Source organism: Providencia sp. PROV150 (genome assembly GCF_028481025.1).
GTDB classification, from domain to species: Bacteria; Pseudomonadota; Gammaproteobacteria; order Enterobacterales; family Enterobacteriaceae; genus Providencia; species Providencia hangzhouensis.
In genome coordinates this window covers 172,370-198,660 of record NZ_JAMPPJ010000021.1, presented here as the reverse complement: position 1 = coordinate 198,660, position 26,291 = coordinate 172,370, and the positions used below count along the sequence as shown (strand labels likewise).

At 39.4% G+C, this 26,291-nt stretch carries 22 protein-coding genes; 14 read left to right on the top strand and 8 right to left on the bottom strand.

The window, feature by feature from the left end; all coding sequences use genetic code 11:
- Nucleotides 1-562 precede the first annotated feature (562 nt).
- A complete protein-coding gene (locus tag PSE83_RS14780; RefSeq protein WP_004259110.1) occupies nt 563-2,209 on the top strand; it encodes a fumarate hydratase in 1,647 nt (548 codons plus the stop codon).
- A 212-nt stretch (nt 2,210-2,421) separates the two neighbouring features.
- Here the strand turns inward: PSE83_RS14780 and PSE83_RS14775 are convergent, their stop codons facing one another.
- From PSE83_RS14775 to PSE83_RS14750, 6 genes are all read right to left on the bottom strand, one after another.
- On the bottom strand, nt 2,422-3,387 hold the full coding sequence (locus PSE83_RS14775; protein WP_004259112.1) for a fimbrial protein: 966 nt from the start codon (nt 3,385-3,387) through the stop codon (nt 2,422-2,424).
- 12 nt (nt 3,388-3,399) lie between these two features.
- On the bottom strand, nt 3,400-3,876 hold the full coding sequence (locus PSE83_RS14770) for a fimbrial protein (RefSeq protein ID WP_226617002.1): 477 nt from the start codon (nt 3,874-3,876) through the stop codon (nt 3,400-3,402).
- A gap of 85 nt (nt 3,877-3,961) precedes the next feature.
- On the bottom strand, nt 3,962-4,690 hold the full coding sequence (locus PSE83_RS14765; protein ID WP_004259120.1) for a fimbrial biogenesis chaperone: 729 nt from the start codon (nt 4,688-4,690) through the stop codon (nt 3,962-3,964).
- An 11-nt stretch (nt 4,691-4,701) separates the two neighbouring features.
- A complete protein-coding gene (locus PSE83_RS14760) occupies nt 4,702-7,197 on the bottom strand; it encodes a fimbria/pilus outer membrane usher protein (protein WP_262961034.1) in 2,496 nt (831 codons plus the stop codon).
- Between the two features lie 78 nt (nt 7,198-7,275).
- The gene (locus PSE83_RS14755) at nt 7,276-7,833 is read right to left on the bottom strand and encodes a fimbrial protein (protein ID WP_004259129.1); all 558 of its coding nucleotides are present in this window, start codon (nt 7,831-7,833) and stop codon (nt 7,276-7,278) included.
- Between the two features lie 214 nt (nt 7,834-8,047).
- Nucleotides 8,048-8,284 carry a helix-turn-helix domain-containing protein gene (locus PSE83_RS14750; RefSeq protein WP_164565549.1) on the bottom strand — a complete coding sequence of 79 codons (237 nt, stop codon included), beginning with the start codon at nt 8,282-8,284 and terminating at the stop codon, nt 8,048-8,050.
- 1,288 nt (nt 8,285-9,572) lie between these two features.
- On the opposite strand from PSE83_RS14750, the gene PSE83_RS14745 reads away from it, so the two are divergent.
- The 9 genes from PSE83_RS14745 to PSE83_RS14705 all read left to right on the top strand — a co-directional run bounded on the left by PSE83_RS14745 (nt 9,573) and on the right by PSE83_RS14705 (nt 18,540).
- A complete protein-coding gene (locus tag PSE83_RS14745) occupies nt 9,573-10,568 on the top strand; it encodes a nitrilase family protein (protein WP_172767584.1) in 996 nt (331 codons plus the stop codon).
- Between the two features lie 81 nt (nt 10,569-10,649).
- Entirely contained in the window at nt 10,650-11,555 is a 906-nt protein-coding gene (locus PSE83_RS14740; RefSeq protein ID WP_004259132.1) for a LysR family transcriptional regulator, read from the top strand.
- Between the two features lie 90 nt (nt 11,556-11,645).
- Nucleotides 11,646-12,644 (top strand): 3-oxoacyl-[acyl-carrier-protein] synthase III C-terminal domain-containing protein, encoded by a 999-nt coding sequence (locus PSE83_RS14735; RefSeq protein ID WP_004259133.1) that lies wholly within the window; start codon nt 11,646-11,648, stop codon nt 12,642-12,644.
- Complete coding sequence (locus PSE83_RS14730) at nt 12,641-13,648, top strand: NAD-dependent epimerase/dehydratase family protein (RefSeq protein WP_004259137.1); 1,008 nt, start codon at nt 12,641-12,643, stop codon at nt 13,646-13,648. Before PSE83_RS14735 ends, PSE83_RS14730 begins: the two co-directional genes overlap by 4 nt.
- Nucleotides 13,642-14,445: an MBL fold metallo-hydrolase gene (locus tag PSE83_RS14725; RefSeq protein ID WP_004259140.1), complete on the top strand. Its 804-nt coding sequence runs from the start codon at nt 13,642-13,644 to the stop codon at nt 14,443-14,445. Before PSE83_RS14730 ends, PSE83_RS14725 begins: the two co-directional genes overlap by 7 nt.
- Complete coding sequence (locus tag PSE83_RS14720) at nt 14,439-15,719, top strand: F390 synthetase-related protein (protein WP_172767585.1); 1,281 nt, start codon at nt 14,439-14,441, stop codon at nt 15,717-15,719. Before PSE83_RS14725 ends, PSE83_RS14720 begins: the two co-directional genes overlap by 7 nt.
- The gene (locus tag PSE83_RS14715; RefSeq protein WP_153674125.1) at nt 15,716-16,330 is read left to right on the top strand and encodes a phosphatase PAP2 family protein; all 615 of its coding nucleotides are present in this window, start codon (nt 15,716-15,718) and stop codon (nt 16,328-16,330) included. Before PSE83_RS14720 ends, PSE83_RS14715 begins: the two co-directional genes overlap by 4 nt.
- Nucleotides 16,323-17,447, top strand: coding sequence for a sterol desaturase family protein (locus PSE83_RS14710; protein WP_004259150.1), 1,125 nt, complete (start codon nt 16,323-16,325; stop codon nt 17,445-17,447). Before PSE83_RS14715 ends, PSE83_RS14710 begins: the two co-directional genes overlap by 8 nt.
- On the top strand, nt 17,437-18,540 hold the full coding sequence (locus tag PSE83_RS14705; RefSeq protein WP_004259153.1) for a fatty acid desaturase family protein: 1,104 nt from the start codon (nt 17,437-17,439) through the stop codon (nt 18,538-18,540). The genes PSE83_RS14710 and PSE83_RS14705 overlap by 11 nt, the downstream gene beginning before the upstream one ends.
- 34 nt (nt 18,541-18,574) lie before the next feature.
- On the opposite strand, the gene PSE83_RS14700 is transcribed toward PSE83_RS14705, so the two are convergent.
- On the bottom strand, nt 18,575-19,894 hold the full coding sequence (locus PSE83_RS14700) for a polysaccharide deacetylase family protein (RefSeq protein ID WP_004259157.1): 1,320 nt from the start codon (nt 19,892-19,894) through the stop codon (nt 18,575-18,577).
- Nucleotides 19,895-20,187: 293 nt separating this feature from the next.
- Between PSE83_RS14700 and PSE83_RS14695 the strand changes: the two genes are divergently transcribed.
- The 3 genes from PSE83_RS14695 to PSE83_RS14685 all read left to right on the top strand — a co-directional run bounded on the left by PSE83_RS14695 (nt 20,188) and on the right by PSE83_RS14685 (nt 23,759).
- Nucleotides 20,188-21,300 (top strand): mandelate racemase/muconate lactonizing enzyme family protein, encoded by a 1,113-nt coding sequence (locus tag PSE83_RS14695; RefSeq protein ID WP_004259162.1) that lies wholly within the window; start codon nt 20,188-20,190, stop codon nt 21,298-21,300.
- 249 nt (nt 21,301-21,549) lie between these two features.
- Nucleotides 21,550-22,860, top strand: a complete 1,311-nt coding sequence (locus PSE83_RS14690) for an MFS transporter (RefSeq protein ID WP_096864484.1) — start codon at nt 21,550-21,552, stop codon at nt 22,858-22,860.
- Between the two features lie 164 nt (nt 22,861-23,024).
- Nucleotides 23,025-23,759: a Crp/Fnr family transcriptional regulator gene (locus tag PSE83_RS14685; RefSeq protein WP_099975398.1), complete on the top strand. Its 735-nt coding sequence runs from the start codon at nt 23,025-23,027 to the stop codon at nt 23,757-23,759.
- Here the strand turns inward: PSE83_RS14685 and exuR are convergent, their stop codons facing one another.
- The gene (gene exuR / locus PSE83_RS14680) at nt 23,760-24,521 is read right to left on the bottom strand and encodes a transcriptional regulator ExuR (RefSeq protein WP_004259169.1); all 762 of its coding nucleotides are present in this window, start codon (nt 24,519-24,521) and stop codon (nt 23,760-23,762) included.
- 240 nt (nt 24,522-24,761) lie between these two features.
- Here exuR and PSE83_RS14675 point away from each other — a divergent pair, with 240 nt between their 5' ends.
- The gene (locus PSE83_RS14675) at nt 24,762-26,255 is read left to right on the top strand and encodes a UxaA family hydrolase (RefSeq protein WP_272660955.1); all 1,494 of its coding nucleotides are present in this window, start codon (nt 24,762-24,764) and stop codon (nt 26,253-26,255) included.
- Nucleotides 26,256-26,291 lie beyond the last annotated feature (36 nt).

Sequence of the window (26,291 nt, the reverse complement as noted above, 5' to 3'; positions counted from 1 at the left end):
TTCAATGAAATTCATAGAGTTAAAACAATTCACAATAAAAATAATAATAATTATGGAATTAATAGTTTTTATTATTTTTAATTTTTTAATTCATATATTTAATGATATAAATTTTAAAACTTCATGCGAGATAAAAATACAATAAGCCTTTACCATAACTAACTCGTCGAGTTTTGATGGTAGTTATATCCAGTAGATATATATCGTGATTATATATAGAACAAAGGCAATAACTGGTAACATCTATAACAAATAATTAAAGTCGCAGTTGATAATATTATTATGTGATTTAAATCTAATTTTCATTAATCCTTATTTTTTATCTCAATAAATTTAACCAATATCATATTATTCTTTGCATCTCTTTGAATATAATAATCAAATTGATATAATTTCAATCTAAACTGTAACTTTTAGTGACTTATTTTGTGATTTTTGTTTCATTATTACACCTATAAATTTTACTTTGTATCTTTCGAGTTAAATCAATTAAAGAATAAACATAAGCCTTCGGGTGATTACCTTTGGAAATTCCACTGAAATTAATATGTGAGTGAGCAAAATGGCTAATAAAGAGTTTTTTTACCAAGAACCTTATCCATTATCTGAGGATAAAACTGAGTATTTCCAAGTCTCTGATAAATATGTTTCTGTAGAACAATTTGCTGGTAAGCAAATTTTAAAGATAGAACCTGAGGCATTAACTCTCCTTGCAGAACACGCAATTTATGAATCCCAGTTTTTTTTAAGAGCTGCGCACCAGAAACAAGTCGCCGCTATCTTACAAGACCCAGAAGCCAGCGAAAACGACAAATACGTGGCGTTACAATTACTTCGCAATGCTGAAATTTCTGCAAAAGGTATTTTGCCAAACTGCCAAGATACAGGAACGGTTGCGGTTGTTGGGAAAAAAGGCCAACAAGTTTGGACAGACTGCAATGACGAAGAGTACCTCTCTCGAGGGATTTATAATGTCTTCCAACACGAAAACCTGCGCTTTTCTCAAAATGCACCGCTAGATATGTTTAATGAAGTTAATACTGGCACAAACCTGCCAGCACAGTTTGACATTTTTGCGACCACAGGTGATGAATATCACTTCCTATTTGTTAACAAAGGCGGCGGTTCAGCAAATAAATCAGCACTTTACCAAGAAACAAAAGCCACCTTAACCCCAGCCAAGTTAAAAAATTTCTTAATTGAAAAAATGCGTAACTTAGGAACAACAGCTTGCCCGCCTTACCATATTGCCTTCGTTATCGGCGGTACTTCAGCGGAAACAACACTGAAAACAGCCAAACTCGCCTCCGCAAAATACTACGACAACCTGCCAACCACAGGTAATGAGTACGGCCGTGCTTTCCGTGATATTGAACTAGAAAATGAGTTATTAGAAGCTTCTCGTCATCTTGGTTTTGGCGCACAATTTGGTGGTAAATATTTTGCTCACGATGTACGAGTTATTCGTTTACCTCGCCATGGTGCCTCTTGCCCAATCGGTTTAGCCATTTCTTGCTCTGCCGACCGTAATATTAAAGCTAAAATTACCAAAAGCGGTTTATGGCTTGAAAAAATGGAGCATAACCCAGCCCAATACATTCCTGAATCTATGCGTAACCAAGCTGAAGGAAAAGTGGTACATATCGACCTCAACCGCCCAATGAAAGATATTTTGGCTGAGCTGAGTAAACACCCGGTATCAACACGTGTTTCTCTCAGCGGGCCACTGATTATTGCTCGAGATATTGCGCATACTAAGCTTAAAGAACGTTTAGATAACGGTGAAGAATTGCCTCAATATTTTAAAGACCACATGGTGTATTACGCAGGACCTGCCAAAAAACCAGAAGATATGGTTTCCGGTTCTTTAGGCCCGACAACCGGTAACCGCATGGACCCCTATGTTGACCTGTTCCAATCCCACGGTGGTAGCATGCTAATGTTGGCGAAAGGCAACCGAACTCAGGCAGTAACTGATGCATGTAAAAAACACGGAGGGTTTTATTTAGGTAGTATCGGTGGCTCAGCTGCGATTCTCGCTCAAGAATATGTGAAAAGTTTAAATTGCCTTGAGTATCCAGAATTAGGAATGGAAGCAATTTGGAAAATGGAAGTTGAGGGGCTGCCTGCATTCATTCTCGTTGATGACAAAGGTAATAACTTCTTTGAACAAGTCCAAAATGAGACTTGCAGTAAATGCGTTAAATAAGATTTGCCACTCTAGCGCAAAGGAATGCGCTAAATTTCGTTAGCCTATATCACTGCATAACGATGTAACATAGCAAAGAGCAGGCTTTTGGCCTGCTCTTTGGTTGTTGACAACGTGGGATAACAGTGTGATTTTTCCCGCTTTGCGTTATCAGCCGAAAATCAATATATTGATTTTCATCATGTATTTTTAGCCATCTCTTCGGATTAATGTTAATAATAGTTAATACGGACAATCGTTGAGGCGCTAAATGGTCCTGTTTTTACCGCTCCCACCTTTTTAACCGTCGCACTGTAGTCACGTGTAATCGATGTACTCCCTAAGGGGAGTGTTCCGAAAAACTGGAAGTAATTAAATTTTATTTTTTCCGCTTTATCATCCGAAATAATTAAATTAGTCCCGTTTTTTAGATCAATGGCATACTCTCCATTTAACGGGTCTGTAGTTTCGAAGTTAATATTCATGGAAAAATTATCTAAGCAGCCCCGCTTCACCGCTTGTATCTGAAAATCTTTTTTAAACTCTTTTCCTTGATTAAGCTCAGTGATCATTAACTGACCATAGTCAATTTGCTGTGACTCTGGGTAAACTTTAATATCAGCCCCACACTTGAGAAAGCGAATACCTCGTAGCCCAGTAATAGAATACTTCAAGTTTTTTGCACCATTGGTATGGTTTATCCCACCACTTCCATCAAACTGGAAAACCGTAAATTGGTTATCCCCTGTGTAGTTACCTGAAGGAGGAACAATACCCGTCACTTTGATATATAGTGTAAAAGTCACTGTTACCGTGACATTCTCTCCGCGGCGAATAGGTGGAGTCCCTAAGTTGACACGCTGCTCATTTTGTTCCAATTGTTGGCCTTGGTAATTCGCGCCTAGTAATAACCCTGTCCCAAGTTTTTGAGATTTCGGATTAAAATACATATGAACAACGTCAACAGCATTACCAAGTACATTGTCACAATAAACGGTTACTGTTAAAGGGTCGGATTGCCAAATAATAGAACCTGCCGTTGTATCAGCAGGAATGGCCAATTGACCTACAGGAACTGCGGGTTTTTCGACGACTCCAGTCCCCTTTTCCACACAATCTAATGCAAAGGTTTTTGGGCTAATAAAAACGAATAGAAATAAAATATAAAAACCATATTTTTGAATAAACTTGTGTATCATGATTTATACACCTTATATGTAAGTAATATTTAAGGTAATTTGCGTTTTAATATTACCCACTGTTAATTCATTTCTTGGTAGATAACTCTCTAGCATGGAATAAATCGTAATTTGCTGGTTATCATCAAAATAGATTGGATAACTACGGTATTCACCATTGGGGACAATATTGCCGTCTTTATCCATTAATCGAATCCCATAACCATTTAGAATGGTTTTACCACCAAATAAATTACGGTCTGTACTTTCAGTTGGTTCTGAAATAAACATGATCCGAACAACCGGAACCCTATCATCGCGATTGCGTTTTGGAAAAATACAATCATCAAACTTTAGTTTGATTTCATGCTTAGGGCTTCTGTCTCCAATTTCATTAAAGTAATTCAGAGATATTGGTCCTAATTCAATATTTTGATCTATCGAGTAAAATGAAATCTTACAAGGCAATGCCACCACATTTCCCGTAAAATTAAGATCACCTCTCATCATGCTACTATCTGCATAAGCTTGGCTTCCACATAGAGATAGCATAAAAAGACATATTGAAAAGTAGCAATTTCTCATATCTAAAATCCTATTGGCTCTCTTTTGACAGCTGGCAGGTCGACGCAGCGCATTGGTAAGTCAACATTTTCATACCACCGTAATCATCCATATAACCGGTATATAACTGATTAAAACTGCTTGCTGGTACGGGAACACTTTCCTTAGAAAGCGGGGCAATCATCACACTTTCAAAACCAGGAAAATTTTTCTGGTTATTATTACTGAGATAACCCAATGTCACATAATATTTAGTTGGATTTTCAATAAGTAATTGCCCACCTGTGTGCGTATATTTCAGCTCTTTAGCCCATACTTTATCGCTGTTATTTTCGATTTGAGGTGGTCGATAAAACATTTTGAGACGGCTTTGAATCGCAATCTGTACGACATTTTCTTTATCTGTCACCGGTGGAATTTCACGCACATTTAAATAGAACAGAGATTCTCTATCTTGTGGAAGAGCATCTATTCCCTCTGTTTTAATAATTTTTATTTGGTTTTTAGCATTCGGCTCAACACGTTGCATTGGAGGTAAAACTGTAAAAGGTTCAGAAACCTTATTCCCTTTTTCATCTTCCATCCAAGATTGAGCTAAGTAGGGCATTGTTTTGCTTTGGTTATTAATAACCAAACTGATTGATTTATCTTTGCCTGGAAAAATGATCCGTGTACGGTCAATATTAATCGCAGCAGACGCAACTTGCATGCCGACAAAAACTAATGAAAATCCTAAAGCTACTACATACTTTTTACTCATACATCATTCCTTTATTGGCAAGGGATCAGGACTTTCCCCTGATTTTTTTCGGCAATATTAGGTAAATTCAAACTACATTGGTTTGCGCCAGCAGCCCATTTCACTATGTAGCTTTCTTCTGGAGCCACACCCGTTAAATAAGCAACACCACTATCTGCAATAATTCCGACTTCTCTTCCTGTACTTAATTCAGTCACACTGGTACCAAGCGGTGGATAATTCCCATTATTCAAACGGATAACTGCTAAAATACGTTTTCCTTGGTTCGCTTTTATTCTCTGAAAACCAATTGAACCCTCAGTTAATGTTTTACCAATAATGTTGTCATTGACATCCACATCGTCAGGCAGTGTATTCATATCAATGTAAACATCTGAATTAGAAAAACTATTTAAGCTTGTCGCAACACCAATCCCAAATCGGTTCGTGACAGATTCACCATTATTAATAGAAATCCCAGCGACATTGTCACTATCAATCATCACTCGAGGTTCGTTGTTAGTCCCGTTACGGTGCATAGCTGCGCCATATTTCGTTGCTGTCATGGAGCCATACCAACTACCGCCAAAAGCACGATATGAGTTCACATTTTCTGTCGCATTAGCATTCAACACGCCATAAGGCGATGAATATTGATAACTACCGCTGATATTTGGCTCAGCACGTCCAAGCTTGTGCTGGTCACCACCAACACGCATACTCCAGTAGTTATTATTCTCGTTCGGGCTGTAATAACCTACCGATTGGCCAAAGCTATGGTCATTATCTGCATATTGAGCGTCGTAACTGACTGAAGCACCATTTTCAAGTGGCACGGAGAAAGAAAGATAAATTTGATTATCATCCGTCTCTTCATATTTAATTTTATTAAGTGATAAGGTGCCGGAAATGTTTTTAATTTGCCCTATACTAAATAGCTTACTAAAACTCATACCAAAGTTTGTCGTAGATTCACTATTCCAAAATTGATGGTGAGAAGCATTAAAATAGACAGTTAAGTCCAACGGGCTGATATATTGGTTAAAAGACGCAGTATACACGTTTTTGTCACGTCTAAAATCAAGCACACCATTCGCTGCATCAATGTATTGAGGCATAGTTAAGAATTCTTTTTCAGAAAACTTATAACCTGCAAATGTGACCTGCGAATTGGTAGATTCAAAACGTTTAGAATAATTTAAACGGTAGCTGTTACCCGAATAAGAGCCAAAATTATCTACATTTGCATGAGTGCGAGTAATATCAAAGGAAATAGCGCCAAACATATTCATGTTTTGCCCTATTCCTAAGTTTATCGCTTGGTAATTGTTATTATCTACCGTAGCAATTAACCCGCCAAAGATGGATGTGTCACCAAATAAACCATAGGAAGCTTCCCCTACAATAAACTTAGGGTCAACTTTCTGCGAGCGGCCAAATGGGTCAGATTTACCCATAGTGAATTTATAAAGCAGTTGGCCCTGACGAGTTAAAAATGGCAGCGATGCCGCCGTCACTTGATAAGTGGTTTTTGAACCGTCCTCTTCCTCAATGGTGACATCTAAAGTGCCTTGTACCGCTTCAGTAATATCTTGAATATTAAATGGCCCTGGAGCGACTTTAACTTGTTTAATCACACGCCCATTCTGTGAAATAATCACCATTGCATTCGTTTTAGCGATACCCGTCACTTGAGGCGCGTAACCACGTAGTGACGGTGGAAGCATTCGATTATCACTAAAAATAGATGCCCCTATAAAGCGAAAACTATCAAATAAGTCAGTCTTCAAATAAGACTCACCAAGTAAAACTTTTGCACCCATTTGAGGCAAAGCACGAAAGGCATATAACTGAGTCCAATCAAACCGTTCATTCGTTTTACCTTGGGAGCGATTATATTGATATTGATAATCAGCGCGGAAACGCCAAGCCCCTAAGTTAACGCCAGCGGTACCGTTACTACTACCACTGAATGTTTCACTATTATTTTTAGGAGCGGAATAGTTGGCAAACAGGTTATAATCAAGAAATGCACCCATAATTCCATTTTCCCATTGGGAAGGTGGAACCCAGTACGGGTCATCATATTCTAACCAAGCTTGAGGAATAGAAAATAAGATATTCTGGTTAGCTTTGTCAAAGCGATAATTAATATCTAAATTTTTAGATAGCTCAATACACTGGCCATTATTATTTTGCAGAAGTTCTTCCTTAACTTTCTTTTTTAATGCAAAAATATTTACCATCTCTGGTGTAACACAGAGTGTTGAGGTATCTTTACTCTCTTCAATAAATTTAATTAAATATTGCCCTGATAATTTTCGACCATTTAATGTAATATCCGTTAGATATTCACCTGCAGGAATAAAGTCTGGGTTAGAAAACTGACTTAAGTCAATATTATCTCTATCCTTAGCATCAATAATATTCATATTAAATTCCACTGCATTAGACATTCCAGAAAAGGAAAATGCCAAAGCAATCGAAAATAATATTTTATTTATTTTAAACTGAGGAAATAGAGACATGATGTTCCCTGTAAGAAAAATAAAAATAAAGAAAGAAAAATAACAGGCAAATACATGCCTGTTATTTTAAATAAAAAATTACAGGTAGTTTAAAGCGTAAGTTGCTTGAGAAATGATGCTACCAGTTTCAACTTTGCTACCATTTGCTTCAACACGTGCACTGAATACTAATTTATTTGGACCATCCGCTAATGGCAGCTCAACACTGGTATCACCAACTTTCATTGTTGCGCCATCTGCGTTGATTAAACGAACACCAACACCTTTAGAAGTACCTGTATTAGCCAGTAATTCTTTTGCTGTAGTATCTGGAGTACCCGTGAAAGTTACTTTAACTTTGCTAACTGCAGGGAAGACAACTACATCGCTAGCATCTTTAACTTCACCTAAATCACAGTTTTCTAACTGGATATTATATTGAACGCTTTGGCTATATTTGTTACCAGTTTCTAATACTTTATTTGCAACTTGGCCGAGGTCAACGTTAATTGTACCGTCACCTGGGATTGAGCAAGGTGCATTAATAACTTTACCAGTAAAATTGATGACACCACTACCTTGATCTACAGGTGCTGCCTGTGCAATACCAAATGAAGAAGCGATAATTGTAGCTAATGCAATCTTAGTTAATTTCATTTATATTTTCCTATAAAAAGACGACAGATGTACCAATCACCTAATAATCAATAAATTACTAGGTTGATATTTATTTGCTGAGAATGTAAAGGTAAAAATAAGAAAGTTAGATTTTTACTAAAAAAATAAAAATACTACATTTCTATTTTTTTAGATATTTAGTTAACTTTAAATATGAATGTTTTTATAATTAGATTACTCTTAATTTTTAAAATTAATTACTTCCTTTATTGATAAAAACATCATCAATAAAAAAGCAAATCATTTCTGTATCTAAAGCGTTAGCAAGGGTGTGCAAGTTTTCAATATTTATATTGCACTCACCCCTTTCATAACGTGAAATCTGTTGTTGGCTAACACCAACAAGATTAGCTAATTCGATGCCTGAAAGCCCTAAATGCTTTCTTCTTTTTCTAATCTCTCTGCCTACTATACGATTTACATTTATCATCAACAATAGCCCAAAATAACCTAAAATATTAAATGGCTAAATTATATTACAAATCAAAAAATTTCACATAATAAATTGCACTGATTATATAAAAAATCAAAAAAGAACAAAGCAATTAAAACACGAAATTTGAGTTAATTATAGTTTTCAATATATAAAAGTAAAACTGTTTGTAACGATCGATAGAATAAATTAAAGCCACTGAAACCTATCAATATTTCATTTTTTTAGCTTGCATTATCATATAATATAAAAAACACATAATTCATATTAGTTATTATTCTTTTTTAAATAAACAAATAATATACAACTAATTGATATTAAAGAAAAATAACAAATTACCACTATCAATGGTAACATCCAAAAATATAACAACGCCTTAATTTATAATGGAATGAAGGCATTTATAATTAATTTTACATGGTATTCATTGATTCCTAAGTATTTTTATATACTTATTTTTATAAATTAATTTATTTTTTACATTTTTAATGTTTGCTTCAAAAAAACAACTAACAATGGTTTTTTTATTCTTATCATTTAATTTAATTTAATTTAATAGTATTTTTAATTACTCATAATAAGAGTTATAGGATATAAAAAACTGCAATTTTTTTTTATTGGTCGCTATCTACTCATAAACAAATCAAGTTATTCATATTAAGAGTAATAACAATATTGATAGCCATCGATAACTCACATTTCGAGTAAAAAACAACAATCACCAACAAAAATAACGTATAAATAACAATATGTTATACTTGTTTCCAATTGTAACAAAACACAAAAGTCTATTGCAGATCAACAAGGTAAAAATGAAATATAACAAAAAGAAAACATAATAATTGCACTACCTGGAACTATAAAACGAGTAAAACAAGAGTTTTACCTCGCACTTTCACAAGAAATCAGTCAAAACAACAAGGGAAATGCTTACTATTATTGTATGTTTCACATATAGCTTAGGTTAAATTTGTGCTTTTAATACCGAGAATAAAGAGCATTTGTATGCTTGATTCACTAAATGAAAGCATTTCATTGAGGAATAATTGACCTGATACGCTTTAAACCAAAATGGACAACCTAGGAAGATTACACTTAACTAGGCTATTTTTCCGTATTATATATATTTCAACATCTCTTTTTACGTTAATTTATGTATAAAAATGCTAATATTGGTGACCAGACAGATTCATTCAATAACCTATCGTTATGGAATGAGAAAATAACTCATTATTTTTAGCTCAAATTACATGTTTTTATTTCCCTAACTAAGGAGATAAAAATGATGCCAGCACAATCACAGCTTCGGGTTGCAACTGTCCAGTTCCAACACCGTCCTAGCGACAAAACCTACAATTTAGAACGTATCCATGAGTTTATTACTCAGGCCGCCCAAGAGAAGGTAAAAATACTGGTTTTACCTGAAATGTGTATTACTGGTTATTGGCACGTGCCGAAGCTACCAGATGATGCCGTTTATGCTTTAAGTGAAACTTTACATGATAGCCCGTCATTAGCATTAATCCGCCAACGGGCTATTGAATTAAACATGATTATCGGGGTTGGGTTGATTGAAAAAGGATTAGATGGCAAATGCTACAATACTTGGGTCGCTTGTATGCCAGATGGCCAATACCACGCTCATCGTAAATTACATGCCTTTGAGCACCCCGCCATTCATAGCGGAGACAATTACACTGTTTTTGATACGCCATGGGGGGTAAAAGTCGGTATTTTAATTTGTTGGGATAATAACTTAATTGAAAATCCACGCGTCAACGCGCTACTTGGTGCAGATATTATTCTTGCCCCCCATCAAACAGGTGGAACTCATTCGAGTAGCCCCCATGGCATGAAACCGCTCGACCTTCGTCTCTGGGAAAATAGAAAACAAAATCCTCAAGCATTATTAGATGCATGTCTAGGGGAGCATGGGCGCGGATGGCTAATGCGCTGGTTACCCTCCAGAGCCCATGATAATGGTGTATTTTATTTATTTAGTAATGGCGTTGGCTTAGATGATGATGAAATTCGAACCGGAAACGCCATGATCATAGACCCTTACGGACGAGTAATTAAAGAAAGCTGCGCAATAGATGATGATATCATCATCGCGGATCTTGAATTAGATTTATTGCCTACCTCGAATGGCCGTCGCTGGTTAACCGGAAGACGCCCTGAGCTCTACCGAATCATCACTGAAACTCTGGGTTACGAAACGGATATTCGCCATGTCCGTTTTGCTTCTGAGAATTCCCCTTATCATCAAGAAAAGCAATAATAGTTAAAGTCAATGGCTCGCTATAGCATTCATAATAGAAATGTTATAGCGTCTTCTATTATCAGGAACTGGCTAACAACTATGGATACTCGACTACTCCGTGCATTTATCACTCTCGCAGAGACAAAAAATTACCGCGAAGCCTCATCACGCCTATATATTAGTCAGCCAGCTTTAACAAAACAAATTCAACTTCTTGAGAAACAATTGGATATAGTACTATTTGAGCGGGGACGTCATGGTGCAATATTGACTCCTCATGGGAAAATACTTTTTCCCTATGCACAACAAGTACTCACTCAAACCACTGAATTTTTACACCAATCCGCAGTGCTTCGAGAACAGCCCCCTATAAAGTTAACCGTCGGGTTTGGTATATCAACATTTCAAGAAGCCTCTTTCTTTGTGGCACGGCTACGTGAAAAATTACCAAATATTCCAATCCAACTGGATGATATGCCTTCTCACGAAATGGAGAAACAGCTACAAGCCCATGAATTGCATATTGCTTTTACTCGTCAATTTGCTTTTAAAGCAACCGATAACTTAGAGAGCAAAACATTAAAATCTGAAGTTCTTGCCTTAGCAGTAGCACAAAAATCGGTCTCTTTATTATCAATGAAAGAATATCTAACCCATTTTCCTTTATTGTTATTACGCGCAGAGCGTGGTTCAAAGCTTCATCAGCAAATTCAGAGCTACCTACAATATGAAAGCTTATCAATTACACCCTCTCAGGAAGCAAATGATATTCAAACATTAATTGCCCTTGTAGCCGCTGAGGTTGGCATAAGTCTTTTACCCTATAGTGCAAGAAATATTAGCTCAAAAGATATCCGCTTTATTCCAATTCAACATTGTGAACAAGCCCAATGGGGGATTGATGTGGTATGGCAGGCTTCATTGCCTAAATTATGGCAAAACACCATCAATGAATTGATTGATGAAGTTTATGGAACATTTTCAAGAGAGAGTGAATCAGAATAATTCCGTAATTCCTCTCCGTAATTCCTATATATTAAATATTTGAACTTTGATATTTATTGTCAATATTATGATGAGATAGGCACTACTTATATGTCTGGTAATAGGTCAATCACCCCACTAAAAATCATTGCTTCTGGTGTGGCACTACCTGAAAACAAAATTTACTCCTCAATGCTTGATGAAAAGCTCAATAAACCAAAAGGTTTTGTTGAAAAACATTCAGGTATCGAATATCGCTTCCATGCAAGTCATACCGATTCACAAGCAGTGTTAGCTTCCCTGGCGATTCAAAATGCATTGCATGCGAACCATATCGTACCAAGCAGTATTGATATGCTAATTAATGCGTCTGCAATTCCCGTGCAAGCTTTGCCTTGCTCCGCAGCGCATATCCTTGAACAATCAAATTTAAATCAAGGGATTGCCTGCTTTGATGTTAATTCAAGTTGCATAAGCTTTATCACTGCGCTACAGGTTGCTGCGGGGTTATTAGCCACCAGTGCTTATCAACGCATTGCAATTGTTTCTGCGGATATCGCCTCGCGTGGTATTGATTGGCAAGATAAAGAATCATCGTTGATTTTTGGTGATGGTGCAGCTTGTGTTGTTGTGGAAAAAGGGGATGGGAATAGTGGAATTATTTCTTACACACACACCACTTATACCGCAGGCATTGATTTTTGTGAGATTCGCGCAGGTGGCACAAGACGCAACCCACGCGCAGGGATGATTGATGATGATTTTCTGTTCCATATGCAGGGGAAAAAACTGTTTCGCCTCGCATCTTCTTTGATTGAAGATTTTATGCAGCAGGTTTTCAGTGAATCAGGTATACAACTCAAACAAATTGGTACCGTGATCCCACACCAAGCAAGCCATCTTTCTTTAGAACATATGCGCCAACGTGTGGGCGTAACAACAGAGCAATTAGTCGATATCTACTGCCATCGTGGGAACCAAGTTGCGGCCTCTATCCCTTCAGCATTACACGAAGCAATTATCACAGGCCGTTTCTATGAAAAGCCCAGTGCCATGCTAATTGGCACTGCCGCTGGGTTAGCGCTGTGCGCCATGGTATTAGTGCCATGAAGATCCTCGTCACAGGTGCTACGAGTGGCCTTGGTAGAAATGCAAGTGAGTACTTACTGGGGCGAGGTTTTGAAGTCGTCGCTTGTGGGCGAAACCCGCAAGCAGGAGAACAGCTAGTAAAAATGGGAGCTGAATTTATCCCTTGTGAACTGGCTCAGCTTTCTTTGCAACAGGCCAAAGAGATGATGACTGGCTGTGATGCCATTTGGCACTGCGCTGCTCTTTCTTCACCTTGGGGCAAACGCCAAGATTTTGAGACAACAAATATTCATGCGACTCAAATTTTGGCTACCGCTGCGGGGGAAGCCAAAGTCTCACGCTTTATCCATATTTCCACCCCAGCCATTTATTTTAATTTCACCCACCAGCAAAATATTCATGAGTCCACGGTTAATAAACATTTCGCTAACCAATATGCCAGAACAAAATATTTAGCCGAAACTAGGATTGAGCAGTGCGTTAAGCAGTTTCCGACAACTCGTTACACTATTTTGCGCCCTCGAGGTTTATTTGGCCCCCATGATCGCGTTTTGCTACCGCGTTTGCTCGCCCAAATAAAATCACGTAAGGGAAAATTGGTGTTACCTAATGGGGGAAATAACCATTTTGACCTCACCTATGTGGGAAATGTGGTTCACAGCATGCAGTTGGCGACTTTCAAAGAAATACTCCCTAATGGCGCCATTTATAATATTACCAACCAACAGCCCCAAGCACTAAAACAGACATTAAATCAGTTATTTAGTGAGCTAAACTTAGATTGCGAAATTCGTTCAGCTCCTTACCCTTTACTGTATGTTATTGCCAGCCTATTAGAAGCCATTGGCTATTTAACGGGAAAAGAACCATTACTCACACGCTATAGCCTTGGCGCAGCCTATTTCACCATGACATTAGATAACCAAAAAGCACAGCAAGAACTGGGTTACTATCCTTTATATAGTATGCAACAAGGTATTCATTTGACCGCTAAATGGCTGAAACAACAGGAGAACCCATGCTAAAAATTCATCAATATGAAGTGGGTTACTGCACACATCCAGGCTGTGTGGCTTTAAAAGGTGCTAGTTTTAAATCCTGTAAATTCCCAGCAAGAGCATGGCTGATTGAAGATGAACACCAGCGTTGGCTATTTGATACGGGTTATGCCACCCATTTTTATGATCACACGCGCCATGGCATTATGCGGTTATATCGAACTGTTACCCCAGTGTATTTCGAAAGCAAAGACGCCCTTGTCAATCAATTGGCTAATCATGGCTTAAAACCTAATGATATCAATGGTGTGATTTTGTCCCATTTTCATGGTGACCATATCGCTGGGCTACGTGACTTCCCTGACATCCCCATTATTTGCTCAGGAGATGGCTGGGCTAAAACACGCCCTTTAACAGGGTTTGCTGCATTGAAAAATGCCTTTGTCAGTGGTCTTCTACCAGAAGACTTTGAACAACGTACTGTATTTTATGAAGGTTTCCCAAAGGTGGCGTTACCGAATGAATTACAAGTTTTGGGCGAAGGCTATGCGGTAAATCAACAGAAGACGTTATTCATTGTGCCGCTTCCTGGGCATGCTGCAGGGCATATTGGTTTGTGTGTACTAACTGACTCAGGCTGGATATTGCTCGCAGGTGACGCAGCATGGTCTCCCACTAATTACCGTGAATTGCGCGGCCCTATGGCCATTGCCAATATCATCATGGATGATAAGCAGGCTTATTACGAAACACTCAATAAATTACATGAAATTGATAAACGCAATGTGGTTATCCAACTGTGCCACGAAGGGGATTTATTGTGATCCTCTCGATGCTTTGGCATTACTGGCACGCTCGTCATTTGACGTTTCGCAACCGTGACGAGCTAGAAGCTTATCAACAAAAACGTTTGGCACATTTTAAGCGCAAAGTGCTATCGAAAAGCCCTTACTTTCAGCGATATATCAATCAGCCATTATCTAATTTTCCCATTATGAATAAACAAGTCATGATGGATAATTTTGATGAGATGAATACCGCCGGGCTTTCTAGCCAAAAACTTCTAGAATGTGCACAAAAAAGTGAGCAATCTCGGGATTTTGCCCCTAAAGTAGGGCGCTACAGTGTCGGGTTGTCCTCTGGAACCTCAGGCCGTCGAGGCCTTTTCGTTGTTAGCCCAGAAGAACAAAATGTTTGGTCTGGCAGCATGTTAGCTAAAATGCTACCTAAAAGTCTGTTTAGTGGTGAACGTGTTGCTCTATTTTTACGTGCTAATAATAACCTGTATGAAAGTGTCAATAACCGTTGGATTTCACTGCGTTTTTATGACCTTTTTGCAGATTTTGACCTGCAACTCGCTGCACTTGAACAATATCAACCATCAATTATTGTTGCGCCAGCCCAAGTGCTATGCGCGATAGCTGACGCCATTAACCAACAGAAACTTCAACTAAATGTGCAGAAAGTCATTTCCGTGGCTGAAGTATTAGAACCCCATGATAAACAAAAATTACAGGATTGCTTCCCCAATGTTGGAGAGGTCTACCAAGCAACGGAAGGTTTTTTAGGCTGTACTTGTTCTCATGGTACTTTACACTTAAATGAAGCGTTTGTGCATATTGAGCCTAATTGGCTTGATAATAACCGTTTTTCGCCGATTATTACGGATTTTACCCGTAAAACACAGCCTATCGTTCGTTATCAACTGGATGATGTGTTAGTGGTGAAAAAAAACACCTGCCCATGTGGCTCCCCTGAAATGGCGATAGAACGCATTGAGGGTCGTTGTGATGATTTACTGCAACTTCCAGGCTATAACGGCAAAATGGTGACGATTTTTGCAGATCCCTGTGCGCGGGTTATTGTGAATCACTTACCTGTTACTGCTGATTTCCGCTTAACACAGCAAGGCAACTCATTACATTTACAGGCTGAATGCTCTCCCATGGAGTTATCCCATTGCCAGCAACAGCTAGCAAGTTACTTTGCAAGCCAACACGTTGATATTACGCAATTAGATTGGCAATTATCATCAGCCGCTATTACGCAAGCACTCTCGGTTAAAAAGCGACGTATAACCCGTAAGGAAGTAAAATGAACAACAGGGAATTATTCACTCGCTTTATTTATTGCCTACTCGGCTGGGGAACCGTAGGTATTGTTTACCAATATACCGGGCAAGTGACTGGGCAAGCTCATATTTTACTCCCTAGTGAACTAGATAATGCCGTCCCATTTTCCCCCGATGCCATCTGGCTTTACCTCTCCTTTTTTCTGTTTATCCCACTTGGGTATTTTCTCTGTCCCCTAAGAAAAGCGCGCCCACTTATGTATGCCATGCAACTCTGTGCGCTGGTTTCTGGAGCTGTTTATTTGTGCTACCCCACGACTATGCTATACCACGATTACGACTTATCAACCTTATCCGGACTGGCTTTATCTGCTTTAATGAATATTGATAGCCCACAAAATTTACTACCTTCTCTACATGTCTCATTGACTCTCGTCGTACTGAATGCATTATGGTCAACACAACAAAAATTTCGCACGGTTCTAGCCGTAATTTGGGCCCTTGCTATTTGTGCTTCTGTATTGGTGTTAAAACGCCATTTATTTATTGATGTGGTCACTGGCGCACTCACCGCTTGTGGGGCATTAGTGATTGTTCACACTGCGAAGTTTGTCTTAAAGAGAAACACTAATGAATGAATTAACCTTTCCGATTGTTTTCATGTTAGCGGTTGTGGTCGCAGAAGGTTTGGTGATAGCCAAAACACAAAAAGGAACCGTTAGCTGGCAAGAATTGGTGTTCAACCTGAACTCTGGCCATATTATGCTGTGGCTGTTTAGAGGGTTAGAGATTTTTTGTTACGGCTTTGTCGTGACCCACTACTCATTCAATCTCGTTGAAAACTGGCCAACCGCACTGGTGTGGGTGTTTACGATTTTTGCTTGGGACTTTGGCTTTTACTGGCTACACCGTTTACACCATACTTACCGTGTTTTATGGGCCGTTCATGTGGTACATCACCAAGGGGAGCACTATAACCTATCATTAGGCGTGCGTAATTCGTGGTATTCATCACTCACATCAATCCCATTCTTTATGTTGCTGGCATTAATGGGGATCCCTTTAGAAGTGTTTATCACCGTTTCAATATTGCACTATACCATTCAATTTTTTAACCACAGTGCGCTGATCCCGCGTTTGGGTTGGTTGGAAAAATTCATGGTAACACCACAGCACCACCGAGTTCACCATGTGAAAGAAGGGCACTATTCCAACCGTAATTTTGGCGGCAGTTTTATTTTTTGGGACAAACTGTTTGGTACGTTTTCCAAATTACCTGAAACGGAACACCATTTTGGCATCAAAGGGGCTCCCGCTTCTGAAAACCCATTTATTGATAGTAATTTGCCTTTTTGGCGTATCATTAAACGTCGCAGTCAACCCAAGGAAAAAACCGTCCCCTTATTTCGCGTGAACCAAATCGCATTAGTAATGGGAACACTTCTCCTATTTAGCCTAGTTATTGGTTATGTCTATATTTATGGCTATGGTTATCAGGGAACGACTCAACAGCAAGTGATTTTATTTATCTTATTAGCCTTAGGTACCGTAGCACTATCAGGTATTTCAGATGGCCGTAAAATTGGCCTGATGAGCTGGTTTTTCATCGCTTGCTTACTATTAATTTGCATTTTATTTATTTGGCAATGGACAACGCCATTTTGGGTTATTTTTACCACGGCTCTGTGGCTGCATAGTTTATTAATGTTACTTGGTATCGGCCGAAAACCCATACAGGTGCGTGATGTCGCCTGAGCCGCTAAGGCCGTTAGGCTACCAACACCGCCATGATCAAGCGTTCCAAAAAGCGTTGAACAAGGCCGCTAAACACTATTTACAACAGCGTGCAGATCACCGGTTCGCTGACTTACGCTTTTATTTAAAAAGCTTGGTTTTAATCTTGTGCTGCCTAGGCAGTTACGGCATAGCGCTATGTGTTAACGCGTCTTGGGCTTTTTTTATTTTTTATCCCCTGTTTATCTGTTTCGCATTATTATTGGCAATTAATTTAGTTCATGATGCTTCCCATAATGCGATTTTCAAACAGGCCAAAGCCAATTATTGGCTCAATTTTTGGGTCACTATTCCGTTGGGTTTAGACCCTGAATGTTGGCGAGTCAGGCATATTATTTTTCACCATGCTCACACCAACATTCGTCATTATGATTTAGATATCGAAGAAAATTTCGTCTTACGTCAAACGCCTTATCAGCGCTGGTACCCGTTTATGCGAGCTCAGCATCTGTATTGGCCATTAATTGCCGCAATGACTTTCCCTGCATTGATTTGGTTCTTTGATTGGATGGATAGATTTCATTTGACGCGCGTCGCCCCGCATATGCGCCATCAAGGCCGTCGTGGTATTGGGGCATTTTTATTGGCTAAGTTACTACATTTGATTGTTGCAATAGTCATACCTGCGTTTGTTATCACTGATATCAGTTTAGGTACCTTGCTACTCACTTACTTATTTAGCCAAATGCTTGCCTCCCTCGTATTTGTTGTATTAATACTTGGCACCCATTGGGCGAAAGCAACTTTTTATACGCCCCCCAAAGAAAGCAATATGCCGCATGGTTTTTATACTCATACTTTTTCAACCACTTATGATTGGCAAACTACACCTCGTTGGTTAACTTATTGGTTAGGTGGATTAAACTTACATCTTACACACCATTTATTTCCGAATTGGAACCACCGCCATTACCCTGCACTTGCTAAGATCATTGAGCAAACCGCCGAACAGTTTTCGATGGATTATCATTGTATTAGCGCAAAAGAATTGTTTGTTTACCAACAACAATTTTTAAAAGAGATGGGAACGGGCAAGCAAGCGGATGAGCACTGAGCCAAACAACCCAGTGCTTACTTCGCTATATTGATTATCTGTCGATAATAATATTTTGATTTATGACGCTTTTTTCACTATTACCTACCATCTGAGCAAATTTCTCTAATGGGTCAGTCCGAAAAGCATACAAACGTTTGAGCGCAAAAGGGTTATCCCCCAATTTAACTTTTCCTTGAATGGTCGTGACGGCAAGATGTAGCCCCGCATCTTTAGCCGCATCCATCGCTGATTGGTTATAACCACCAAATGGATATGCAAGGTAACGCTGCTCAGGTTCGAAACGGCTTAGAATTCTCATCGACCGTTTGAAATCCAACATGATCGTATGTTCTTTCCGGCTAAATAAAATGGGTGAATTATGGTTATCTAAACGATGTAAAAAGTGAGTATGAGATTGGATATTAAAAACGTCTCGGCTATCTTTTATCTCTTGTTTATTCATAAATTGTAAGTCATGCGCTGACCATTTTTGTGGCTGTGTTTTAATCCGCGAAGAAATAATAAATAGCGTCGCCTGCTGGCGGTTATGCCTTAAAATCGGTAATGCATAGCGATAAACTGATTTTAAACCATCATCAAATGTCAGCACGACTGCTTTACCTGGTAAGTTAGCAGATTTATTCAGATAATCTTCCACATCGGCAAGCGAAAGCGTTTGGTAACCCGCCTGTTTTAAATAATTCATTTGTTCACGAAATGCTTCCACGGATGTCGTCGTTGACGTGTCACGAAAATGCTTATTTTCACTGTCTTTGAGAATATGGTGATAAGTTAAAATTGGAATGCCTTTATCTAATGCTACATCATCTAAACGCACATAGCCCAGCCTATCCCCTAGGCGAATGGTTAGCCAAGCAGTCTTTTCTCCTGCTTTATCCGTTTTAATCATCCGCGCTAACACAGGGTAGCGCAGGTTTTCCCATAAAGAGGCAATTTGCTTACTATTACTCTGAGTTGAGTTATATACCGCTGTTTTTTGGTGCGTGACCAAATAATCATAAATGGGATTTTGTAAATCATTTAGCCTATCCACTTCAGGTACATAACGCGGTTTTTGGTTAGAAAACGATACTGTTTTTACAAAGGCATACCCATTGCCAAACTGCATTGCACAATAATCCCCCGAAGGAGAATAGGCATAAAAACCGTGTTCTGCATTGAGTTCTGCGACGGCTCGCATTTCTCCAGCAATCATCGCAAAAATAATTTCAGGCTGTTTTGTTTGCACTAGCTTTGGTGGGATGTCTGCCAACTGCCAATCGTCAGTGTTGTTGACGGTCTCAGAAGCCAAAGATTGGGGAAGATAATTCGTAAATAAAATACAAAGCAATAAAAGAAATCGTTTAGACATGTTTTATCCACTATAAAGCTGGGTTTCCACCATTATTCTAAACCCACTCTAGATTGAACCCCATACCCTGATAAAAATTTTTATTGTTCCCTGCTTCCCACTATTTTCACCTATTAAGCTGTTATACCAATTTTAAAGATACGCCATAATCTATCATACAAAATAAAGAGATCTAGCTCATATTTATCAGTAAAAAGCGCCATACAGGCACAATCTGTAAATCATTTGACAGTTTAATCCACTTCCCACTGTTAGATTGGCATTCAACCACCTTACAACACCTGGGAACAACAATGAAAATAAAAGAAATTAGTACTTTTATCATGCACGTACCTGTCACTAATGACCTAATTGGTGACTCAACTCACAGCATTACCCATTGGGGGATGCCGGGTGTCATGATCAAAACAGAATGTGGATTAGTCGGTTATGGCCACACAGGGACACATGCCGACATCACCACTGACCGTTTAATCACCACTATTATTGAAGATGTTTTCGGCCCAATGTTACTCGGCGAAGACCCAACAGAAGTGCGCTATTTACATCGAAAACTCACTCGCAGCTCAACCAATATCTGGGTAGGTCGTGGTGGTTTGATGCAAATGGCGATTTCTGCCATCGATATCGCCCTTTGGGACCTTAAAGCTAAAGCCGCGGATCAGCCGCTATGGCAACTGTTTGGCGGTTCAAAACACAATAAAGTTAACGCCTATAACACCGACTGCGGTTGGTTAGTGCGTAGCCAAGAAGACTTAGTCGATGATTGTAAAAAAATGATCTTCGAAGAAGGCTTCAAAGCAATAAAAATGAAAATTGGTAAACCAGATCCACGCGAAGATCTACAACGTATTGAAGCTGTTCGTAACGCAATTGGCGACGATATCGACCTAATGGTCGATGCAAACGGTAAATGGGATATCAGTATTGCCAAGCAATATGGCCACCGTTTAAATGATTTCAATATTAAGTGGTTTGAAGAACCATTATGGCATGATGATGTCGCCAGCCATAAACAGCTTGCCGCTTATATGGATACACCTATCGCATTAGGTGAATTACTTTATCACAATGATTCATTCAAGGAATTTGTCTTGGCGGGTGCCGTTGATTACTTACAACCTGATGCAACACGCTGTGGCGGTTTAACGGCGGTATGGGAAATTGCTGACTTAGGTATGGCCTTTAATTTACCCGTGACACCACACCATGGCGATATGATGCAGGCACAATTGCATCTGGTAATGGCACATCCCGCTTGTTCTTTACTGGAATTTATTCCCTGGACACTGGATTGCTTTGTTGACCCAGTCGAAGTCATTGATGGTGTTTATACCACACCAACCGCGCCTGGGGCAGGTACGACGTTAAAACCTGAAGCATTAGCCAAATTTAACGTGAAATAATGATCATTCCCTTTTTCAATATTTCATTTCTAACAACATGAAAAAGGGAAATTAATAACAAGAATTATTCATTTTAAATTACTTATTTATACTCTGAATAATTCATGGTGCAATCAACAACACTGCAACTTGAAGTATGACGAGTACATTAGCTCTATACTCTACTCTGCTGGTTATTCAGCGGCGGGCTAAACACATAATAAAAATGAATAGATAACATTACTATCTTACAAAAAACTGGGGTGAACCATGTCCACCAATACGGATCATTTATCATCGGCTACCAGCAAAGCAATACGAAAAATAATACCTATGGTGGTATTAATGTTCATATTGGCTTATTTAGACCGTTCAAATATTGGTTTTGCAAAACAAGAGTTTCAATTAACAACTGGGTTAAGTGACGCTGCATACGCATTTGGCGCAGGGATCTTTTTTATCGGCTACGCACTATTTGAAGTGCCAAGTAATATTCTGTTGTACCGCATTGGCGCTCGGGTATGGTTATCACGCATTATGGTCACATGGGGGCTAGTCTCTGCCGCCATGATGTTTGCTCATGATGAAACCACCTTTATTGTGCTGCGTTTCTTACTTGGTGTCAGTGAAGCTGGCTTCTTTCCGGGGGTTATTCTGTATTTAACCTTCTGGTTCCCACAAAATATCCGAGCACGGGTGACAGGCTACTTCTTATTTGGGGCACCACTGGCGTTTATCATTGGCGGCCCATTATCTGGCTCATTATTGTCGTTGGAAGGAACTTCATTTGCCTTCGGTTTATACGGCTGGCAGTTAATGTTTGTCGTAGAAGGCTTATTAGCATCTATTGTCGGGATTTGGGTGTTCTTTTACCTTGATGACCGCCCTGAAAAAGCCAAATGGCTGACAGCTGAGGAAAAAAGTGCACTTTCCGCTAAATTAGCCTTGGAAGAAGATGCCAAAGCAGGCCATAGCCCGAAAGGCGCCTTGAGAGCATTATTAGATATGCGCGTTCTCTACCTGTGTCTGATTTGGTTTACCGTTCAAATATGTGGCTATGGGATTTATTTCTTCTTACCAACCCAAATCGGTACGTTGTTGGGCAGTAAAGTCGGCATACTTGTAGGCTTTGTTACCGCCATTCCACCACTGTGTGCGGCAATTGCGGTTTATTATGTACCTCGTATTTCAGAACGTCTAAAAGAACGTCGTAAAGTCGCTGCCATCACCTTTATGTTAGGTGCTGCGGGAATTGCGGTTTCTGGTTTATTCGATAGCATTCCCGTCATTGCGATTATTGCCCTGTGTGTGGCAGCGGCTGGTCACTTGGCGATGCAGCCTCTGTATTGGAGCTTCCCATCTGCATACTTAGGCGGCACCGCAGCTGCATCGGGTATTGCTTTGATTAACTCAGTGGGTAACTTAGGTGGTTTTGTGGCACCAAACTTACGAGTTTGGGCTGAAACTACCTTTGAATCTGCCCGTGCAGGACTCTATTTTATCGCATTGGTCACCTTTATCGGTGGTCTGTTGATTCTGACATTAAAAAGATTAGGTATTGAAAAACGATTTGAAGATTAATTAATTATCTTTTAAATCCCTCCCGAGCCACATTAATGGCTCGGGTTTTCTATTACCTTATTTCTTATTTATGAGGTTTACTCGAATATTACGGCGGTTCATGATTGAACATAACCCTACCAAATGTCATGATAAAGTTAGCCAATCATGCAGGGAGCATTCAGATGAACATTGCGGTACAAAACAGCCAATTAGTTCTAACGCATGAAAATATTCTTGAAATATTAAAAACAAATAGTTGGTTTAGTAACTTACCTGATTATTTGATTTCCATCTTAATGACATGCGCCACATTACGTTTCTATCCAGATGGTGAAATGGTTCACTATCAGGGTGACCCTGCTCGTGGTCTATATGCGGTGATTCAAGGTTCAGTAAAAGTAAGTTCAATTTCCTCAGATGGTCGTGAATGTGTATTTCGCTATCTTTCACCAGGCAATTGGTTTGGCGAAATTGCCATGCTAGATAAATCAGCGCGCACCCATGATGCCAAAGCGATTAGCCCAACCATTTTACTGACAATATCACCGAAAGACTTAACCATGATCTTGGAAAAACACCCCGTTTTTTACCAATTTCTGAATATTTTACTCTGCAAAGTGATTCGTAATGCCTTTACCATTATCAATGACAGTGCCTTATTATCTGTTTCAGCCCGACTCGCCAAACGCTTATTGAGCTTAGCAGAAGGCTATGGCGAACCTCATGAAAAAGGAATTCAACTAAGCTTATATCTCACACAAGATGACTTAGCGACCATCATTAATACCACACGGCAAACCATCAATAAGCGTTTAGTCGCATGGGAAAAACTAGGCTGGATTGATGCAAAATACGGGAAAATTATTTTAGTTAACCTCCCCGCGCTGAAGCAAATATCGGAAGATGATGAGGAATAACTAGCTGTTATCATCCATGGTTGGGCTATCTGCGAAAAAGTAGCGGTCCATGGTGAACTCGAAGTCATCACTGGTCGCGTTGAATAACATTTTTTTGGTATTTTCCAAATGTTGCCACATAGCTTGCCGCGCCCCTTTAGGGTCTCGACGCGCTAACGCCTGCAAAATTTGGTCATGTTCATCGCACCAGCTCTCAATCGAACGGTTATCAATATGCTCATGAAGCTTGAGCCAGTAAGGGTTACGTAAGCGTTGGCTCCACATTTGCTCAACGATCACCACCATCGCACTGTTATGGGTCGACGCGGCAATTTGCATGTGAAAAGCAAGATCCCATGTTGAATCACGAAAACGATCCTCTTTGCGAGCATGCTTTTGAATATCAACTAGTTTTAAAATATCTTCTTTGGTGGCTTGGGTCGCGGCAAACTCGGCGATATGGCTTTCAATCAGTTGCCTTGCTTGCAAGAGCTCAAACGGCCCACAGCGGCTAAACTCTAATCCCGTTTCTGTATTGACTGAGTTATTAGACCGGTTACTAATAACATGTATGCCAGATCCTTTGCGTACATCCACATAGCCTTCTACTTCTAACATAATGATGGCTTCACGGATCACAGTACGGCTCACCTTCATTTCGTCAGCAAGTAACCGTTCCGCAGGTAATTTAGTGCCAACTGGGTATTCGTCATTTTCGATACGTTCTTTGACCAGAGCCGCAACTTGTTGGTATAGGCGCGGTTCACTCTCTTGTGAGCTCATTATTTTCTCCTTTCACATAACCACCCGACTCGCTGGCCATCAATGTCCACAGTATAACGAAATTTTTCGACGATGGGTGAAATAGAACTTCACTAATAAATAAATCATAATAAATTGGTATAACATCTTTTAAAGTTGTAGACCAGATCGTATAATGAATGAAATTTAGACAACAAAAGATCATTCATACTTTTTATGGCTGATCATGCTTAATCCGATTTCCAGTTCAGGGAACGCAATATGATAAAAGATATAATTAAAATACATCCCAATGACAATGTCGCCATTACTTTAGTTAACCGACAAGCAGGGGAAACCATTAGTGTTGCAGAGCAATCAGTAACATTAAAACAAGATGTTGATCGAGGGCATAAAATTGCCCTCACCTTGATTGAGGCTGGCAATAATATTGTTAAATATGGCGCTCCTATCGGCCATGCAACGGCGACCATAACGGCTGGAGAGCATGTTCATACTCATAATACCGCCACCAATTTAAGTGCCTTAAATGATTATGAATACCACCCTGAACACAACACAATTGCCGTTACACGGCCGGATCCAGAAGTGCAAATCTATCGCCGAGCAAATGGTGATGTCGCTATCCGTAATGAAATTTGGGTGATCCCAACGGTTGGCTGTGTTAATGCGCTGGCGAGAAAAATGATCGAACGCTTTAATAAACAACATAATGGCGCTTCTGATATTGATGGTGTTTATCTTTATAACCATACTTTAGGGTGTTCCCAGCTCGGTGATGACCATTTAACAACCCGTACTATTTTACAAGATATGGTTAAGCACCCTAATGCAGGTGGCGTTTTAGTCATCGGTTTAGGCTGTGAAAATAATCAAGTCGCCGCCTTTAAAGAAACATTAGGTGACTATGATGATGAACGCGTGAAATTTATGGTATGCCAACAATTAGATGATGAAATTGAAGCCGGTGTAGAGCACCTTAATGCACTTTATCAATTAGTACAGCAAGATAAACGTGAGGCAGGCAAACTGAGCGAAGTGAAATTTGGTCTTGAATGTGGTGGATCTGATGGCCTTTCAGGGATCACGGCTAACCCATTGTTAGGCTGTTTTTCTGATTTTTTAGTCAGCCATAACGGCACCACGGTGTTAACCGAAGTGCCTGAAATGTTTGGTGCTGAACAAATTCTAATGAACCACTGCCATGATGAACTGACGTTTGAGAAAACAGTCAATATGATCAATGACTTCAAACAGTATTTTATTGCCCATGACCAGCCAATTTATGAAAACCCATCTCCAGGTAATAAAGCCGGAGGCATTTCGACACTCGAAGAAAAATCTCTCGGCTGCACACAAAAAGCTGGCACTAGCCAAGTAATGGATGTTTTAAAATACGGGGAGCGCCTGACAACCCCAGGGTTCAACTTGTTAAGTGCACCGGGTAATGATGCCATTGCCACCAGTGCCTTAGGAGCAGCTGGCTGCCATATGGTATTATTTACAACAGGGCGCGGCACGCCATATGGTGGATTTGTCCCCACCATGAAAATTGCGACCAATAATGAATTAGCCGCCAAAAAACCCCATTGGATTGATTTTAATGCAGGTGCCTTATTAACAGGAAAATCCATGGATCAGTTATTAGATGACTTCATTCAGTTGGTTGTCAAAACCGTTAATGGTGAACCCACAAAAAATGAAATCAATGATTTCCGTGAATTAGCAATTTTTAAAATGGGCGTCACACTTTAAAAACAAACTGATCCCTATTGCTTTGGTTATTATTAA

Coding starts and splice junctions, on each gene's coding strand:
- PSE83_RS14710 (WP_004259150.1), top strand. CDS start 16,323: ATGAATGAATTAACCTTTCCGATTGTTTTCATGTTAGCGGTTGTGGTC.
- PSE83_RS14745 (WP_172767584.1), top strand. CDS start 9,573: ATGCCAGCACAATCACAGCTTCGGGTTGCAACTGTCCAGTTCCAACAC.
- PSE83_RS14770 (WP_226617002.1), bottom strand. CDS start 3,876: ATGATGAGAGGTGATCTTAATTTTACGGGAAATGTGGTGGCATTGCCT.
- PSE83_RS14735 (WP_004259133.1), top strand. CDS start 11,646: ATGTCTGGTAATAGGTCAATCACCCCACTAAAAATCATTGCTTCTGGT.
- PSE83_RS14755 (WP_004259129.1), bottom strand. CDS start 7,833: ATGAAATTAACTAAGATTGCATTAGCTACAATTATCGCTTCTTCATTT.
- PSE83_RS14730 (WP_004259137.1), top strand. CDS start 12,641: ATGAAGATCCTCGTCACAGGTGCTACGAGTGGCCTTGGTAGAAATGCA.
- PSE83_RS14760 (WP_262961034.1), bottom strand. CDS start 7,197: ATGTCTCTATTTCCTCAGTTTAAAATAAATAAAATATTATTTTCGATT.
- PSE83_RS14695 (WP_004259162.1), top strand. CDS start 20,188: ATGAAAATAAAAGAAATTAGTACTTTTATCATGCACGTACCTGTCACT.
- PSE83_RS14685 (WP_099975398.1), top strand. CDS start 23,025: ATGAACATTGCGGTACAAAACAGCCAATTAGTTCTAACGCATGAAAAT.
- PSE83_RS14690 (WP_096864484.1), top strand. CDS start 21,550: ATGTCCACCAATACGGATCATTTATCATCGGCTACCAGCAAAGCAATA.
- PSE83_RS14725 (WP_004259140.1), top strand. CDS start 13,642: ATGCTAAAAATTCATCAATATGAAGTGGGTTACTGCACACATCCAGGC.
- PSE83_RS14780 (WP_004259110.1), top strand. CDS start 563: ATGGCTAATAAAGAGTTTTTTTACCAAGAACCTTATCCATTATCTGAG.
- PSE83_RS14765 (WP_004259120.1), bottom strand. CDS start 4,690: ATGAGTAAAAAGTATGTAGTAGCTTTAGGATTTTCATTAGTTTTTGTC.
- exuR (WP_004259169.1), bottom strand. CDS start 24,521: ATGAGCTCACAAGAGAGTGAACCGCGCCTATACCAACAAGTTGCGGCT.
- PSE83_RS14705 (WP_004259153.1), top strand. CDS start 17,437: ATGTCGCCTGAGCCGCTAAGGCCGTTAGGCTACCAACACCGCCATGAT.
- PSE83_RS14675 (WP_272660955.1), top strand. CDS start 24,762: ATGATAAAAGATATAATTAAAATACATCCCAATGACAATGTCGCCATT.
- PSE83_RS14750 (WP_164565549.1), bottom strand. CDS start 8,284: ATGATAAATGTAAATCGTATAGTAGGCAGAGAGATTAGAAAAAGAAGA.
- PSE83_RS14700 (WP_004259157.1), bottom strand. CDS start 19,894: ATGTCTAAACGATTTCTTTTATTGCTTTGTATTTTATTTACGAATTAT.
- PSE83_RS14715 (WP_153674125.1), top strand. CDS start 15,716: ATGAACAACAGGGAATTATTCACTCGCTTTATTTATTGCCTACTCGGC.
- PSE83_RS14775 (WP_004259112.1), bottom strand. CDS start 3,387: ATGATACACAAGTTTATTCAAAAATATGGTTTTTATATTTTATTTCTA.
- PSE83_RS14740 (WP_004259132.1), top strand. CDS start 10,650: ATGGATACTCGACTACTCCGTGCATTTATCACTCTCGCAGAGACAAAA.